The organism is Mycobacterium sp. NGS26 (assembly GCF_059813025.1).
This window is the reverse complement of the sequence record NZ_JCALDU010000003.1, coordinates 537,700-551,395: the sequence shown is the minus strand read 5'-3', so window position 1 is coordinate 551,395 and position 13,696 is coordinate 537,700. Positions and strand designations below refer to the sequence as shown.

The 13,696-nt window shown below is 64.7% G+C and carries 15 protein-coding genes and 1 pseudogene; 10 read left to right on the top strand and 6 right to left on the bottom strand.

Annotated elements, in window-relative coordinates; genetic code table 11:
* Window positions 1-486: 486 nt before the first annotated feature.
* From AC5Y6X_RS13600 to AC5Y6X_RS13590, 3 genes are all read left to right on the top strand, one after another.
* Window positions 487-2,043, top strand: a complete 1,557-nt coding sequence (locus AC5Y6X_RS13600) for a serine/threonine-protein kinase (protein ID WP_499986920.1) — start codon at window positions 487-489, stop codon at window positions 2,041-2,043.
* A gap of 429 nt (window positions 2,044-2,472) precedes the next feature.
* Window positions 2,473-2,598, top strand: a complete 126-nt coding sequence (locus AC5Y6X_RS13595; RefSeq protein WP_499986919.1) for a hypothetical protein — start codon at window positions 2,473-2,475, stop codon at window positions 2,596-2,598.
* Between the two features lie 12 nt (window positions 2,599-2,610).
* Window positions 2,611-2,931 (top strand): DNA-binding protein, encoded by a 321-nt coding sequence (locus tag AC5Y6X_RS13590; RefSeq protein WP_499986918.1) that lies wholly within the window; start codon window positions 2,611-2,613, stop codon window positions 2,929-2,931.
* 79 nt (window positions 2,932-3,010) lie between these two features.
* Here AC5Y6X_RS13590 and AC5Y6X_RS13585 read toward each other — a convergent pair whose 3' ends face one another.
* From AC5Y6X_RS13585 to AC5Y6X_RS13575, 3 genes are read right to left on the bottom strand one after another with little or no spacing between them, the layout of a single operon-like run.
* Window positions 3,011-3,283, bottom strand: coding sequence for a type II toxin-antitoxin system Phd/YefM family antitoxin (locus AC5Y6X_RS13585; protein ID WP_499986917.1), 273 nt, complete (start codon window positions 3,281-3,283; stop codon window positions 3,011-3,013).
* Window positions 3,284-3,319: 36 nt separating this feature from the next.
* Entirely contained in the window at window positions 3,320-3,736 is a 417-nt protein-coding gene (locus AC5Y6X_RS13580; protein WP_499986916.1) for a type II toxin-antitoxin system VapC family toxin, read from the bottom strand.
* The gene (locus tag AC5Y6X_RS13575; RefSeq protein WP_499986915.1) at window positions 3,733-3,978 is read right to left on the bottom strand and encodes a type II toxin-antitoxin system VapB family antitoxin; all 246 of its coding nucleotides are present in this window, start codon (window positions 3,976-3,978) and stop codon (window positions 3,733-3,735) included. Before AC5Y6X_RS13575 ends, AC5Y6X_RS13580 begins: the two co-directional genes overlap by 4 nt.
* 155 nt (window positions 3,979-4,133) lie before the next feature.
* Here AC5Y6X_RS13575 and AC5Y6X_RS13570 point away from each other — a divergent pair, with 155 nt between their 5' ends.
* Window positions 4,134-4,973 carry an SDR family NAD(P)-dependent oxidoreductase gene (locus AC5Y6X_RS13570; protein WP_499987055.1) on the top strand — a complete coding sequence of 280 codons (840 nt, stop codon included), beginning with the start codon at window positions 4,134-4,136 and terminating at the stop codon, window positions 4,971-4,973.
* Here AC5Y6X_RS13570 and AC5Y6X_RS13565 read toward each other — a convergent pair.
* The 3 genes from AC5Y6X_RS13565 to AC5Y6X_RS13555 are packed head-to-tail and all read right to left on the bottom strand — an operon-like array spanning window position 4,970 to window position 6,560.
* The gene (locus AC5Y6X_RS13565; protein ID WP_499986914.1) at window positions 4,970-5,926 is read right to left on the bottom strand and encodes an SMP-30/gluconolactonase/LRE family protein; all 957 of its coding nucleotides are present in this window, start codon (window positions 5,924-5,926) and stop codon (window positions 4,970-4,972) included. The two genes, AC5Y6X_RS13570 and AC5Y6X_RS13565, sit on opposite strands and share 4 nt — an antisense overlap.
* Window positions 5,926-6,330 carry a type II toxin-antitoxin system VapC family toxin gene (locus tag AC5Y6X_RS13560; protein WP_499986913.1) on the bottom strand — a complete coding sequence of 135 codons (405 nt, stop codon included), beginning with the start codon at window positions 6,328-6,330 and terminating at the stop codon, window positions 5,926-5,928. Before AC5Y6X_RS13560 ends, AC5Y6X_RS13565 begins: the two co-directional genes overlap by 1 nt.
* Window positions 6,315-6,560 carry an antitoxin VapB family protein gene (locus AC5Y6X_RS13555; RefSeq protein ID WP_499986912.1) on the bottom strand — a complete coding sequence of 82 codons (246 nt, stop codon included), beginning with the start codon at window positions 6,558-6,560 and terminating at the stop codon, window positions 6,315-6,317. The genes AC5Y6X_RS13560 and AC5Y6X_RS13555 overlap by 16 nt, the downstream gene beginning before the upstream one ends.
* 89 nt (window positions 6,561-6,649) lie before the next feature.
* Between AC5Y6X_RS13555 and AC5Y6X_RS13550 the strand changes: the two are divergent.
* The 6 genes and pseudogenes from AC5Y6X_RS13550 to AC5Y6X_RS13525 form a co-directional block, all read left to right on the top strand.
* A pseudogene (locus tag AC5Y6X_RS13550) lies at window positions 6,650-7,366 on the top strand (BadF/BadG/BcrA/BcrD ATPase family protein); the annotation flags it as partial.
* A 90-nt stretch (window positions 7,367-7,456) separates the two neighbouring features.
* Entirely contained in the window at window positions 7,457-8,356 is a 900-nt protein-coding gene (murQ, locus tag AC5Y6X_RS13545) for an N-acetylmuramic acid 6-phosphate etherase (RefSeq protein WP_499987054.1), read from the top strand.
* Between the two features lie 30 nt (window positions 8,357-8,386).
* Window positions 8,387-9,550, top strand: a complete 1,164-nt coding sequence (locus AC5Y6X_RS13540; protein ID WP_499986911.1) for an FIST signal transduction protein — start codon at window positions 8,387-8,389, stop codon at window positions 9,548-9,550.
* A gap of 560 nt (window positions 9,551-10,110) precedes the next feature.
* On the top strand, window positions 10,111-11,088 hold the full coding sequence (locus AC5Y6X_RS13535; RefSeq protein ID WP_499986910.1) for a restriction endonuclease FokI C-terminal domain-containing protein: 978 nt from the start codon (window positions 10,111-10,113) through the stop codon (window positions 11,086-11,088).
* A gap of 686 nt (window positions 11,089-11,774) precedes the next feature.
* A complete protein-coding gene (locus AC5Y6X_RS13530; RefSeq protein ID WP_499986909.1) occupies window positions 11,775-13,076 on the top strand; it encodes a 7-cyano-7-deazaguanine synthase in 1,302 nt (433 codons plus the stop codon).
* A 143-nt stretch (window positions 13,077-13,219) separates the two neighbouring features.
* A complete protein-coding gene (locus tag AC5Y6X_RS13525; protein ID WP_499986908.1) occupies window positions 13,220-13,687 on the top strand; it encodes a hypothetical protein in 468 nt (155 codons plus the stop codon).
* Window positions 13,688-13,696: the final 9 nt, after the last annotated feature.

Sequence of the window (13,696 nt, the reverse complement as noted above, 5' to 3'; positions counted from 1 at the left end):
TTGTAGTCAATAGGCATCAGCCGCATCTGCACTCGAAGCAGCTGCTGGCCGAGCTCATCCCGGATGGCTGGGCATTGCTCGCGAATGCCATCGCGAGTTGTACCAAGCCATTCTTATATCAGAACCAATATAGATGCCGCTGAGCATCTGAACCACATAGGTAACACGAGTACCGTCAGCCGGCCCCAACTACCTTCTCATTTGCGCTATCACGGGCGCTAGCACAAATAAGACTCCCCTATTGGTCGGTCGCGTGGGCTTGCCCCCACTCACGACGAACCCTACTGATACACAGGGTGATTCGCGACGATGAGGCACCAATCGGCCCCGATTGCCCCCGAGACCCACGCAAGCGTCTGCCACCTGGGCAAATGACGCTTCAGGGCCCCCATCCGCCAGTTAAGTACAAAGCTTCTTGAGCAAACGCCTGCATACCGCGACGCCCTCGGCCGATACTGACCGCAGCAACGAACTGGGAGGGGTTCGATGAAGTCACTCGTCGGTGGGACGTTTGGCAAGTACCAGATCAGACGGCTGCTCGGCAAGGGCGGTATGGGTGAGGTGTATGAGGCCTACGACACGGACAAGGGTCGGATCGTCGCGCTGAAGCTACTCACGGATCAATACGCCCAGGACGAAACCTTTCGCGCTCGGTTCCTGCGCGAGTCGCGCGCCGCTGCGGTCCTGCAAGAACCGCACGTGATCCCGATCCACGACTGGGGCGAAATCGACCACATTCTCTATATCGACATGCGGCTCGTCCGCGGCGAGACACTGCATGACCTTCTCAAGAGAAGCGCCCTTGACCCGCAGCGCGCGGTGGACATCATCCGGCAGATTGCGGCGGCGTTGGATGCGGCCCACGCGCAAGGGCTGATCCATCGGGATGTGAAGCCGCAGAACATCATTGTCACGCCAGACGATTTCGCATACCTGGTGGACTTTGGCATTGCCGAGGCAAAGGGCGACACGCATCTGACGATGGCGGGTTATCAAGTTGGCAGCTTCGATTACATGGCCCCCGAGCGTTTCGGTGAAGCGGAGGCAACCCCGGCCGTCGACGTCTACTCGCTGGCCTGCGTGCTCTATGAAGCGCTGACGGGCGCCAAGCCGTTTCCGGTTCACAGCGCAGGGCAAGTCATCGGCTCGCACATATCATCGCCGCCTCCGCGGCCTAGTGCCGTGAATCCACGCGTTCCGCCGTCGTTTGACGATGTCATCGCGCGCGGTATGGCGAAGGACCCGGACGACCGCTACGGCAGTGCGGGTGCGTTGGGTCGCGCCGCAAAGCGCGCACTTTCGACAGACCGGCCGGCCCCGCCCTTGCCGGATACCATGCTTGCTCCGCAAAACGTAAGTGGGCCGCCGAGTTATCCGCCCTTCAATGCCCAATATCCCTATCCCACAACGAGTCCGATGGCCGCGGCGGGTTCCCGGGAAGGGACTTCAAGACAGCTAATGGCCGTGACCGCCATCGGGATCACAGTGGCGCTGGTGTTGGGTGGTGTGGTCATCGCTCTTCTCTTAAAAGGAAACTCGGACAGCTCGGAGCCGTCGACGTCGTCCCTCGTCCCCTACTCCAGCCCAGTAACCACCTATTACACAGAATCTTCTTCAGCGACACAGCCGATCCCAGCGCCAACCACGGCGACACCCGCACCCCAGGATCCGGTGCAGCAGCTGCGCCAGATCGCAAACGATGACACTCCTGTCGTGAGCGCCCAACTCGCGGACCGCTGGATTCCACAGCTCAGCTCCAAGCGTCCCGGCGTCGTCGACAACGGCGTCGTGTGGGACAACGCAATGACGTTGCGGGAGCATCTCCAGCTCAGGCAGCGCTACCCGGGCGTGAGGCTGCTTTGGTCAGGCGACTGGTCGACGTTCTCTGGAAAAGACTTCTGGGTAACCGTTGTCGGCATCACGTCTCGGGACTCCGCGGGCGCATTGGCGTGGTGCAGGAGCCAAGGATTTGATCGCGACCACTGCATCGCCAAGATCGTCAGCACCACGCATCCGATCGACGGAAGCACGGCCTACAACTGATTTGATGCCGGGCGTCATCAGCGCCTCCCCGCCCGCGGGTCCCACCTTGGCGAAAGGGGTTTTTGCACACGTTGGGGTCGCGGCCAACGGGACCGACAACATGAGCCACATCCGTACCGCGAGCCGGTCATAAGACGACCTTCACTTGTGCTGCTACCGGCGATATCACAGATGAAACTCGCCTGTTGGTCGGTCACCCGGCGGCTTTCGGTCGCTCATGGTCGGGTGTGAGGCCGAGTGGGAGTATTCTTTCGGATGTGTGCGACATTACGGCTTGCCCTAGTCGATTGCGTATGACACAATCGAGTTATAGATATCTCCTTCAAGTTCACGAACTCGGCCCGGCGCCACAAGATCGCCAAGGGCCGAGCTCGCGAAGCGATGTCCAATGCGGTGCTCGTCGAAATCCGTGTCTCGTGACGTGGGCCGATGGGCATCTTCGTCGGAACAGACAACCGCGGCCTGCCATTGGAGATCGGGGTTGTCGGCACTGACGACGACGAGGTCATCTGGCTCGTTTTGCATGTAATGCCTCGTGAATTCCGGGACAAGTAAGGAGCTGAGGAAATGCCTAGGCAGAAACCCCGTATCCACTTTGGTGATGTCGACCTGGACAACGAGGTCGTGATCGTCAACGGTGAGCGGTTCACCGAAGCAGATGCGCTCGCGGTGACTGAGGAACTCGCCGGTCGGGAGCGTTCCAACGCGAATTTGATTCCAGGCCGCAAATCGCTATCGGGCGGTAGTGAGCATTCGCCGATTGTGCAGACGCGGGTGCCGGTGGAGGTGCGTGAAAAGTTACGGGAGATCGCAGCGCAGCGTGGTGTGCGGACGTCGAAGTTGCTGCGTGAGGCGATTGACCAGTTCATTGCGCGGCACAGTGCCTAACACGCTTGGCTAAGCGAGGCATCGCTTTCGGACTCACGCCGTATCAGTTTCGTGAGGGCCGACGTGTCGAGATAAGTCATCAATAGCGCTCGGCGTCTCGGAGTTCGCGAAGCAGTTGGCCGGCCTCCTGGTCGGTGTTGACCGGTCCGGATGGGCGCGGCGCCGGTCCGCTGAGGGTGGCGGGATGAAGCCTTCCCGCGCTGATCATTTCGGCCAAAGGGTTGTCCCGGGCCGGGACCAGGCGAGCCACGACGGCTCCGCGTTCGGTGACGTCGATCTCCTCGCCGCGTTTGACCCGTGCGAGCACTCCGGCGGTGTTTTGGTTCAACTCACTCACCGGCACCTCGGGCATGCGAGCCAGCGTAGGACGAATTTGTAGTACCGAGCATCAGCGCTCTTGAATCCCCCTACCCTCGAGCGCGGATCGAGCACCCGCATGCCCAAATTCGTCACCTTTCCAAAGCAGCGGTTCCCGTAGGTCGAGTGCGAGCGCGTAGGAGAGGCAATCACCGAAGTTCAAACCGGCCGGGTGGCCGCTGCCTTTGCCAAAATCCGCATACGCCTCGCGGGCCAGGCGGGCCTGACGCTCGGTTACCGGCTCGATCACGAACTCCGCTTCCTCGATGAGTTCGTCCAGGGCTCTGCTGATGACCGGGTCCCGCTGGGCGTCGAGGACGATCCCGCATTCGAGATAGCCTGCCGCAGACAGTCTTCGGACGTCGGCGCTGGCGATGGCCCGGGCGTAGACCGCCGCGTCGTCCTCCTCGGTGAGTATCGCGATGATTGCCGAGGTGTCGGCGATCACGAGGGGAGCCCTCGCTCGTCATAGAGCAGAGCCGCGTGGTCCAGCCGCTTGGCGTCGGGGCTCATCCGGCTCGCCGTCTTGTGGCCGATGGCCAGGAGTCGGGCCGCGAGATCGTCCCGTTGCAGCCTGGCCAGACGCTCACTCACCGAGGTCGCCACAACCTGCGCCTGGGACTCACCGGTGATTTTCGCGATCTGCTTGACCGCTTCGTGGACCGCGGCATTCTTGATGTTCAAAGCCATGATGGTACCTTTCTACCCTTATGATGGTACCAGGCGCACAGCGGCCCGGCATGGTGTCGGACGTCCGTCAGCCCGCTCCGGCGTACGGTAGCGGTCGGTCATCACCGGTCCGGGGCTGACAGGTTGGGGCGCAAGGGAGGTCGGCCGTGATCGATATGGGACTGTCCGGCAAGCGCGCCGTCGTGTCGGGTGCGGGCTACATCCCGGAGCGCGCGGGCCATGGCTGGTTCACGTCGTTGGCCCTCGCCGAGGCGGGCGCCTCGGTGGCCTGTATCGATATCGACGAGCAGCGCGCGAATAGCATTGCCGGCGAGATCGCCAAAAGGGGCGGTCACGCCGTCCCGATCGTCGCCGACATGACCGACCCCGCACAGGTCGGTCGGGCGATCGACGAGGCCGTCGCAGCGCTGGGCGGCGTCGATGTCTGCGTCGACATCATCGGCGGTGCGACCTGGTCGAAGGTCGAGGACTTCACCACCCAATTGTGGGACGCGGCAATCCATTACAACCTGACCCAGGTGTTCTACATTTTCCAAGCCGCGGCAAAGCACATGATCGCCCAGCGCAGCGGCGGATCGTTGGTCGCGATCGCCTCGGTCGACGGCATCGCGGCGGCGACCTACCACGCCGCCTACGGCGCCGCCAAGGCCGGCGTCATTTCGCTCGTCAAGACCTTCGCAGACGAGCTGGGGCGCTACGGAATTCGCGCCAACGCGGTCGCGCCGGGCAACGTGGGCTCCGGCAACGAGGACCAGCCGCCAAACGAGTACGCCGTCAACGGAATTAACCCGCTCGCGGCGCCCCGCGCGCATGACGTCGCCAACGCCGCGTTGTTCCTGTCCTCTGAGCTGGCGGCCCGCATCACCGGTCAGACCCTCGTGGTCGACGGCGGCGCGACCATTCGGCAGCTGTGGGGTCTGCCGGAATCGATGATCCCGCCCAACCCGGACGAGGCGATGCCCGACTTCATGCGACCCGGGCCGTCGTCCGGCTAGCGCTGGTGCACCATCGGCAGGCCCGGCACCGAGCTTCTCCCCTTGAGCACGTACGGGGTCGCGATCGAGCCGATGTAGACATCGCGCATGTCCGGCCCGCCCCAGGCTATGCTGGTCGGCGCGCTCAACACGTCGGGGTCGTCGAGCACCACCGTCGCGCGGCCATCCGGGCTGATCGCGACAATCCTATTCGCCAAAACGAGTGTCACCCAAAGGTTTCCATCGGCATCGAACGCGCAGCCGTCGACCATCCCCCACCGGCGCCCCACCTGCGGGTCGGCCAGAAACCGGCCGCGGTCGGCGCCGAACTCGTCGGGACGCCGGCCGCCCAGCGGCGGACCGAATCGCTCTGGCGGCCCGAGTGTTTCGCCCCTGATCGGAAACCGCACTACGTCGGCGGCCACCGTGCGGACCACATACAGATAGCCCTCATCGCGATCCAGCGCCATGCAATTCGGAAAGCCCACCGCCTCGGCCACCACATGCACCGATTGGCGATCCGGTGCGACCCGGAAGATGAACCCATCGACGGTGCCGCGCGCGATGGTATCGACAAGATCATCCGCCGTCGTGCTCACCGAACACCACAGCGCCCCAACGGAATCCACCAGGACGAAGTTCAGCCATCGCAGCGGGCGCCCGTCGAGCTGTCCGCCCAGCACCGTCGCGATTGCGCCGGTCGCCGGGTCGAGATCCTGCAGGACGCCCAGGCCCCAGTTGGCGATCAGGAAGTGGCCGTCGCGGTCGAGCGCGATCCCGTTCGGCTCGCCGCCCGCCTGCCCGATACGCCGAACGGTGTTCTCGTCAACGAGTTCCGCGACCGCTGAGGCCTTGTCGGAGGCGAACACCCGTCCATCGCCGGCCACCGCAACGTGTTCCGGCCGCTCCACGCCGCGCCCGACGGGGTGCAAACCGGTCACCTCGATGGCGGTCCCGCCCGTTCCGCGCATCATCAGCGGTACTGCACGATGCGGAGGCCATCGATACGCCGGAAGGCCGGCGTGTTCGCGGTGACGATCGGGATGCCCAATCGAAGGCTTGTGCAACCGATCCGGAGGTCGTTGCTGCCGATCAGTTCGCCGCGGCGACGTAGCTCTCGGACCACTCTGGCGTCGACGAACGCGGTTTGGTCATCTATGGGAACGAGGGTGTGTCCTTCGCGCATGGCCTCGACGATCGGGTGCTGGGTTCGGTCGAACTCTTCAGCGAACTCGCCCGGTGCGATCGTCGAAAGGAACAGCTCCGCATCCGGCGAGCGTTTGAGGAATCGGTGCGCGGCGCCGTCGTCGTCACCCCCGGCACGTTCCCGCTGCGAATCGATGAGGAACGTGGTGTCGACGCTCAGCCGGAGCGCCACTGGTCCTCGGGCGGCGCGTCCGCGTGCTGCGCTTCGTCGAGGCGCTGCAGAACGGCGTCGCTCACCGTGGGCAATTCGGCGAGCGCATCCAGAAGCGCTGCCGCCGTCGGGGATTCGTTGCGCCAGTGCGCCCGCTTTATGACCTGAGAAAACGATTCGTTGGGTGAACGCCGAGCGGCACGTAGGCGCTCGTATGCCTCGAGATCGACCGATATCGTCTTCGTGGCCATAGGGCATGTATACATGCATGTATCTGTATATGCAGCCAGGCGGCGCAACGTGGAAGGGTTCTTGCCGCCCCTCATGAAATATTGGGGCGGTGATCCTGGCCGTCGATCTCGGCAAGACGTCCTGCCGGGCCGCGGCGGGCGGCCGGAGGGCGCAGGGGGCGGGCGCGTCGGGGCTCGCGACGCCCGGCGGCGTGCGGGCCGCGGAGGCGGCGATCCTGGCCGTCGCGCGCGAGCTCGGGCCGGTCGACGAGGTGATCGTGGGCGCCGCCGGGGCGCTGGCGGCGCCGGACGCGGCGCGCGCGCTGGGCGATGCGCTGCTGAAATCGCTACGGGTGCAGCGCGTCGCGGTCACCAGCGACGCCGTGATCGCGCATGCGGGCGCGCTGGACGGGAAGCCGGGCGTGGTGCTGATCGCAGGCACCGGCGTCGTGGCGCTCGCGATCGGCGCGGACGGCGCGCTGCGGACCGCCGACGGCTGGGGCCCGTGGCTTGGAGACGAGGGCGGCGGGGCGTGGATCGGGGCCGCCGGTCTGCGCGCGGCGCTGCGCGCCCACGACGGCCGCGGCCCAGCCACCGCACTGCTCGACGCCGCCCGCGCCCGCTTCGGCGCGCCGGAGACCTGGCCCGCACAGCTCACCGATGCCGCCGCGCTCGCGTCCTTCGCGCCCGACGTCCTGGCTGCGGAGGGCGACGCAGAGGCGATGGCGATCGTCAGCGCCGCCGCGGAGGCGCTCGCCGCGACCGCCCGTGCGGCCGGGGATGGCCCGGTGGCGATGATCGGGGGGCTGGCACGCGTCGAGGCACTGCGCGAGCGGCTCGACCTCGTCCCGGCCGTCGGCGACGCGCTCGACGGCGCGCTGCGCCTAACCGCGATTCACGAGCCGCATGTGATCCGCGTGCAGGTCCCCAAAACCCTTGTCCCGCAAGGGCTCGACGCACTCGCCACCGAGGACTCCCGACCAAACCTGGAGGACCTCGATGCCCGGCCCATCGGCGAGGTGGTCGCGCTGCTCGTCGCCGCCGAGGGCGAGGCGCACGCCGTGGTGGTGGCGGCGGTTCCGCGGATCGCGGCGGCGGCCGAGGCGATCGCCGCCCGGCTGCAAAGCGGTGGCCGGCTGATCTACGCCGGTGCCGGGACGCCCGGGCGGCTCGGCGTGCTCGACGCGGCCGAGTGCGGGCCGACGTTCGGCACCGATCTCGTGCGCGGCGTGATCGCCGGCGGGCCGGCGGCGCTGACCGACGCGATCGAGGGCGCCGAGGACGCGTTCGACCCCGCCGATCTCGCCGACGTGACCGCCGCCGACGCGCTCGTCGGGATCACGGCGTCGGGCCGCACGCCGTACGTGCTCGGGGCGCTCGAGCACGCGCGCGCGGCGGGCGCGCTGACCGTCGCGATCGTCAACAACCCGGGCAGCGAGGCGTCTGCCGACGTGGTGATCGAGCTGCTGACCGGGCCCGAGGTGCTGGCCGGCTCCACGCGGCTGACCGCGGGGACGGCCCAGAAGGTTGTGCTCAACGCGCTCTCGACGAGCGTGATGATTGCGCTCGGCAAGGCCTACGGGCCGTGGATGGTCGACGTGCGCGCGACCAGTGCCAAGCTGCGCCGGCGCGCGGTGCGGATCGTCCGCGACGCCGCCCGGGTCGACGAGGAGGCCGCGACCGCCGCGCTCGCCGCCGCGGGCGGTCACGCCAAGACCGCGATCGTCGCGCTGCTCGCGGGCGTCGACGCGGCCGAGGCCGCGGTCCGGCTCGACCGGGCGCGGGGACGCGTGCGGGACGCGCTCGGCGGGGCATGAGGATGCGTCGGGGCGGCGCATCATGGAAGGGTGCGGATCGGAATGGGGGTTTCCACCGCGCCCGACGCGCGGAAGGCCGCGGTGGAGGCGGCAACGCACGCGCGCGACGAGCTCGCGGGTGAGGCGCCGACGCTGGCTGTGTTATTCGGATCGCGTTCACACACCGAGAAGGCGGTGGACGTCCTCGACGCGGTGCAGCGGATGGTCGAGGCGCCCGCGCTGATCGGGTGCATCGCCCAGGGGATCGTCGCGGGCCGCCGCGAGATCGAGGACGGGCCCGCGGTGGCGGTGTGGCTGGCGTCGGGCCTGGACGCCGAGACGTTCCAGCTGGACTTCGTCCGCACCGGCTCGGGCGGCCTGATCACCGGTTACCAGTTCGACCGGACAGCGCGCGATCTGCACCTGCTGCTGCCCGACCCGTACAGCTTCCCGTCGAGCCTGCTCGTCGAGCACCTCAACACCGACCTGCCGGGAACGACGGTGGTGGGCGGCGTGGTCAGCGGCGGGCGGGGACCGGGCGAGACCCGGCTGTTCCGCGACCACGGCGTGCTCAGCTCCGGCCTCGTCGGGGTGCGCCTGCCCGGCGTGCGCGGCGTCCCGATCGTGTCGCAGGGCTGCCGGCCGATCGGCGAGCCGTACATCGTCACCGGCGCCGAAGACGGCACAGTGATCACCGAGCTGGGCGGCCGACCGCCGCTGCAGCGCCTGACTGAGATTGTCGAGGGGCTGTCGCGCGACGAGCAGGAACTGGTCAGCCGCGGCCTGCACGTTGGGATCGTCGTCGACGAGCACTTGGCGGCTCCGGGTCAGGGCGACTTCCTGATCCGCGGGCTGCTCGGCGCCGACCAAACGACCGGGGCGATCGAGATCGGCGAGGTTGTCGAGGTCGGGGCGACCGTGCAGTTCCAGGTCCGCGACGCCGCGGGCGCCGACAAGGATCTGCACCTGACCATCGAGCGGGCGGCAGCCGAGCTGCCGGGGCGTCCGGCGGGTGCGCTGTTGTTCACTTGCAACGGGCGCGGCCGGCGCATGTTCGGGGTCGTCGACCATGACGCGTCGACGATCGAGGACCTGCTTGGCGGGATTCCGCTCGCCGGCTTCTTCGCCGCAGGGGAGATTGGCCCAATTGCGGGCCGCAATGCGCTGCATGGGTTTACCGCGTCGATGGCGTTGTTCGTCGACGAGATGGGATGAGCCGCTAGCTGGGCGCTGGGCCTGCTGGCGTGTTGATCAGCATTGGTTCAATCCAGTATCGCGCACCAGCGTTACTCCAGGTCACATGCCGTGAATACATCCACCAACCCCCTTTCGGGATCTACATGGGACCGGACCTGATACCCGCACCTGACAGAGGCAGAACTGCCCCCAACCATCACTCCCCGCCCCCGACCGCCGGCCGCATCAGTAGCGCTGGTCCTCATCCGGAGGAGGAGTAGCCGGCCGAATGCGGCCGGCCTGCACACTGATGCTTTGCAAGCTCCAAGACGACGTCGCTGGCTGAAGCTTTACTGCTGTTGTATGGAAGCCGATGGCTGGCAGTAGCCGCCTGGTTATGGTGGAGCGGTGCGGGGGTTGCGCCGGTTGTTGGTGGACAAGGTAGCGATCGCTCAGCGGTGCACGGAGGTGCAGCGTTGAGCGCTAAGCCGATGTCTGACGCTGGCACTCCTTCGCGGAGGGCGACGCAGGCGAGGCGCCAATTTTCTGCTGAGGACTTGGCGGGCCTACCGCGGTCAGACCACCGGAAGCTGATCCAGTTGCTGCTAACAGAAGCCGGTAGCAGGGCGGTCGAGTTCCAAACGTCGGCCAACTACGACGAACTTATGGTCGAGTCGATGCCTCTGTGGCGCCACCGGACGGTGAGAGCGCGCATTGGGGCCGCGAGGGTCGACCAGCGTGCAATCGACCAACTGGCTGAAGCCACTGTTCAGGCTGCTGACGTCGAAGCCGTATTTTTTGCTCCGCATGGTGCCGAAAGTTCGCTCTCTGTCCCAAATGGGGTGACGTTGGTTCTTCCTGACGAGATCATCGCTCGACTTGAGCGATGCCCAATGATCGTGTGGAAAGATCACAAGCCCGCCCCCGCCTATGTGCGCGTTGCGGCGCAGCGGGAACTCGATCAGGTTGCATTCTTGCTGGATCCGGTCGGACTAAGGTGGCTCCCCTCCCTGAGCAGGAACGAGTATCCGCCCGACCTGGAAGGCCAATCTGCTTCTCCGGACACTCTTTTCGAGAGAATGACTTTCCGGCTGTTCACCAGCTGCCTTCGGTTCGGAGGCCAGCGCCATGGCGAGGCAGACCGAGGTAAACGATTGCCCGATGCAATTCTGAAGGCGCCGGGCGACGACCACTACTCGATATTGTTGGATTGCAAAGCAAGTGCCGAAGGCTATGTGATGGACTCCGACCACTACCTGCGCTTCGCCAAGTACATCGACACTCTGGGGACCGGCCTTGACGCAGAGGGGTATCCCATCCGATACATCCTGGTCGTTTCATCTGCTTTTGGAGGGCGAGAAGGTGACGGGCATCCCTATCATGCCCGCGCGAGTGCCCTCAAAGACGACAAGCAGGTGTCCCTCGTGTACCTGACTGCCGACACATTGGCTCGGATTGCCACGCAACTTGAGCTACGTGAGTTCTCACCGGGTGATCGTGAAGCACTGAACTGGAACGGTCTCCTCGCAAAAGGACTCGTAGAGCCATCCGATGTCGGCACAGAACTTGGCCTATAAGTGGGAACTTCAACTTCTTTCCGCTCCCCACCTATAACGCGTTGGCGCGCATTCACCACTGCACTCACGTCGGGTGCGTCCATCGAGCGTGTCCGTTCGGAACTGTTCAACGCAGGGAATGAATGGGAGAGCGCTCTTGCTAGCGATGCTGTCGCGGAATACGCGGCTTTGCTCCTTGACCTGTATGACTCCCTGCCAGATCAGCTTCGATCCGGAGAGCGCCCTGAAGGCGTCTTGCAGGCCGTCGCCACGGCTGCGAAAACAGACAGACAGGTTGAAACTGGTAGCGCTGCAGAGGCTATCGCGGAAAGGGCATTCGTCAGGCTGCTGATGCGAACCTCTGGCGGCGGGGACTCCCTGAGCCGACTGACATCCAGCGACGCGGCACAGCAGTTCGTCGCTCAACGCGGAACACCTAATCGCTTCGTATCCGAGTATCTCGCCGAATTGCTAGGTCAGTACGCACGACACGCGACCGCAAGAGAAGCTGGGCGAATCACCGAAGCCGTCCCCGGAGCGAAGATCAGTGACACCCGGCGGCTAACTCGAGAGATCGCGAAGGCCGCCGCAGAGGTGGGGTCCCAAGTCGAAGTGGGCAGCACCACTGGGCCTGCGATTCGCAACAATTGGGCTTCGTTCGTTGCGGAAGCGTTCGCGAAGGGCCGTCGGCTGCCGGACGTCGACCAATGAGGAAGTTCGCGGTTGTGGTCAATGACTGTGCCGCTCCGCCAGTTCCGGGAATTCTCGCCATCCGAAGTCGCAACACCGACCACGGTGATCGAAACTTCAACCTCAATTTCGACGAATTAGTCGAGGGATTGCCGGATCGACTCAGCGACCTTCATATGGATTGGATGGAGATACTGGGGTTCCTCTTCGCGGCAGATCTCGTCTGCGAGCGAGGTGCGGGCGACGTCCAGTGGGCCCGCGAGATCGAACTTTGGATCCCGGTCCGCGATCCGGAATTCTGGGAACCTCGGCGCCCCTTAATAGAGCGCATCTGGAGTGAACTAACCAACGATGGTTTGAGAATGCACTTTGAGCAGGAGGACGATCCGGCGCCGCCACCCCGTCAAAGCCGTAAGCCGCACCCGGCGCACGATTGCGTAGCGCTTCTCTCGGGAGGTCAAGATTCCTACGTTGGTGCAGTTGAGTTAATCGCGCAAGGCCGTCGGCCATTGCTTGTTTCACACAGCGCAAGCGGCGTAGTGAACGGTGCGCAAAATGCCGTGGAATCACACTTGCGGGAACTCGATTCGTCGGTTATCCGACTGAAACTGAGCGCGGGTAAAGCGCGTGGGGCCCAAGCCGCCGGTGAAGAACCATCACAACGGAGTCGAACATTCTTGTTCGTTGGGGCAGCCGCACTCGTCGCGGCGCTCGGTGGCTCTAAAGAGGTCTTCCTCAATGAAAACGGGATCATGGCACTACATATCCCGATGACTGCCGCGCGTATAGGATCACTCTCAACCCATACGGCTTCACCTCCGATTCTCGACCGGATGGCAAGTTTGGCGAATGATGTTTTCGAGAATCCGGTGACTGTCGAGAACCGCCTGGTGCGGCTGACGAAGCCAGACGTTGTTGGTCGAGCTGTCGACCTCGGGTTCGCAGACCACATGATCGACACGGTGTCGTGCTGGCAAATCGGGCGGACTTCGCGACACTGCGGGATCTGCTCCCCATGCATCATGCGGCGAATCTCCAATGAGTTCAACGACGTTGCGGACATCGCTTATGACGTCGACATTTTCGACGATTCGGCTGCATTAGACGATCCCAAGGCGCGTGACAACCTCACGCACTTCGTCTCTTTAGTTGAAGATCTTCGTGAGCTGCCAGATGTCGAGCTCGAATACGAGTACCCAGAGCTCTTGGGGGCAGCACCAGCAATGACACTCAGCGAAGCAATTGCGTTGCACCGCTGTTGGGCAGACCAAGCAGCAAGCGTGCTCTACTCCCATCCGGTCCCAGCAGGCCTCAGATGACGCGAATCTCTTTCGGGGACTATCGATCTGGAGTTCAGGATACCAGCTTCCGGGTTAGACCGGGTAGCGCCGGCCAAGGTTTCCCTACACCTACCTCCATTCAGTGGGCGACGATCACGCGACATCATCAAGAAAGCCCCGAGGTGGCGCGCGACTACATGGTCAATAGCTTTCGCCGCAGTAGTTACTGGGGGGCCGGTGGAACGCCGCAGAGCCGAGGATGGGCCGAATCTACTCTGCGTTCGTATGATGCCTACGCATTTATTACGAGAGACGACACGCGGCCGGTCGTCGCGACTGGCGTCAGGAACGAATTACAACTTCCTCCACATGCTTTGAGTGTGCGGATCGATGTGATCCTGCTGGATCCACGGGGTTATGTGCCCCGGATACTTCTCTGGGATACAAACGAGCTCACCGAAGAGCGTGCGCTGCTCTACGCAGCGCCGATTCTCTTAGCTGCTGAGGAAGAACTCGGTCGAGGGCGCGTCACCGAGGTTGAAGTGGTTCATACTCGCACTGCTGCCCTACTCTTAGTCTCAGCAGCGGAAGCCCGTGCGGCGTCGGGCGACATGGCCGTGACTGTCAGCCGAATCTTGTCGGGGGCCTGAGCCGGATAA

Coding starts and splice junctions, on each gene's coding strand:
- AC5Y6X_RS13570 (WP_499987055.1), top strand. CDS start 4,134: ATGGGACTGTCCGGCAAGCGCGCCGTCGTGTCGGGTGCGGGCTACATC.
- AC5Y6X_RS13600 (WP_499986920.1), top strand. CDS start 487: ATGAAGTCACTCGTCGGTGGGACGTTTGGCAAGTACCAGATCAGACGG.
- AC5Y6X_RS13530 (WP_499986909.1), top strand. CDS start 11,775: ATGAGGAAGTTCGCGGTTGTGGTCAATGACTGTGCCGCTCCGCCAGTT.
- AC5Y6X_RS13585 (WP_499986917.1), bottom strand. CDS start 3,283: ATGCCCGAGGTGCCGGTGAGTGAGTTGAACCAAAACACCGCCGGAGTG.
- AC5Y6X_RS13575 (WP_499986915.1), bottom strand. CDS start 3,978: ATGGCTTTGAACATCAAGAATGCCGCGGTCCACGAAGCGGTCAAGCAG.
- AC5Y6X_RS13565 (WP_499986914.1), bottom strand. CDS start 5,926: ATGATGCGCGGAACGGGCGGGACCGCCATCGAGGTGACCGGTTTGCAC.
- AC5Y6X_RS13595 (WP_499986919.1), top strand. CDS start 2,473: ATGGGCATCTTCGTCGGAACAGACAACCGCGGCCTGCCATTGGAGATC.
- AC5Y6X_RS13590 (WP_499986918.1), top strand. CDS start 2,611: ATGCCTAGGCAGAAACCCCGTATCCACTTTGGTGATGTCGACCTGGAC.
- AC5Y6X_RS13555 (WP_499986912.1), bottom strand. CDS start 6,560: ATGGCCACGAAGACGATATCGGTCGATCTCGAGGCATACGAGCGCCTA.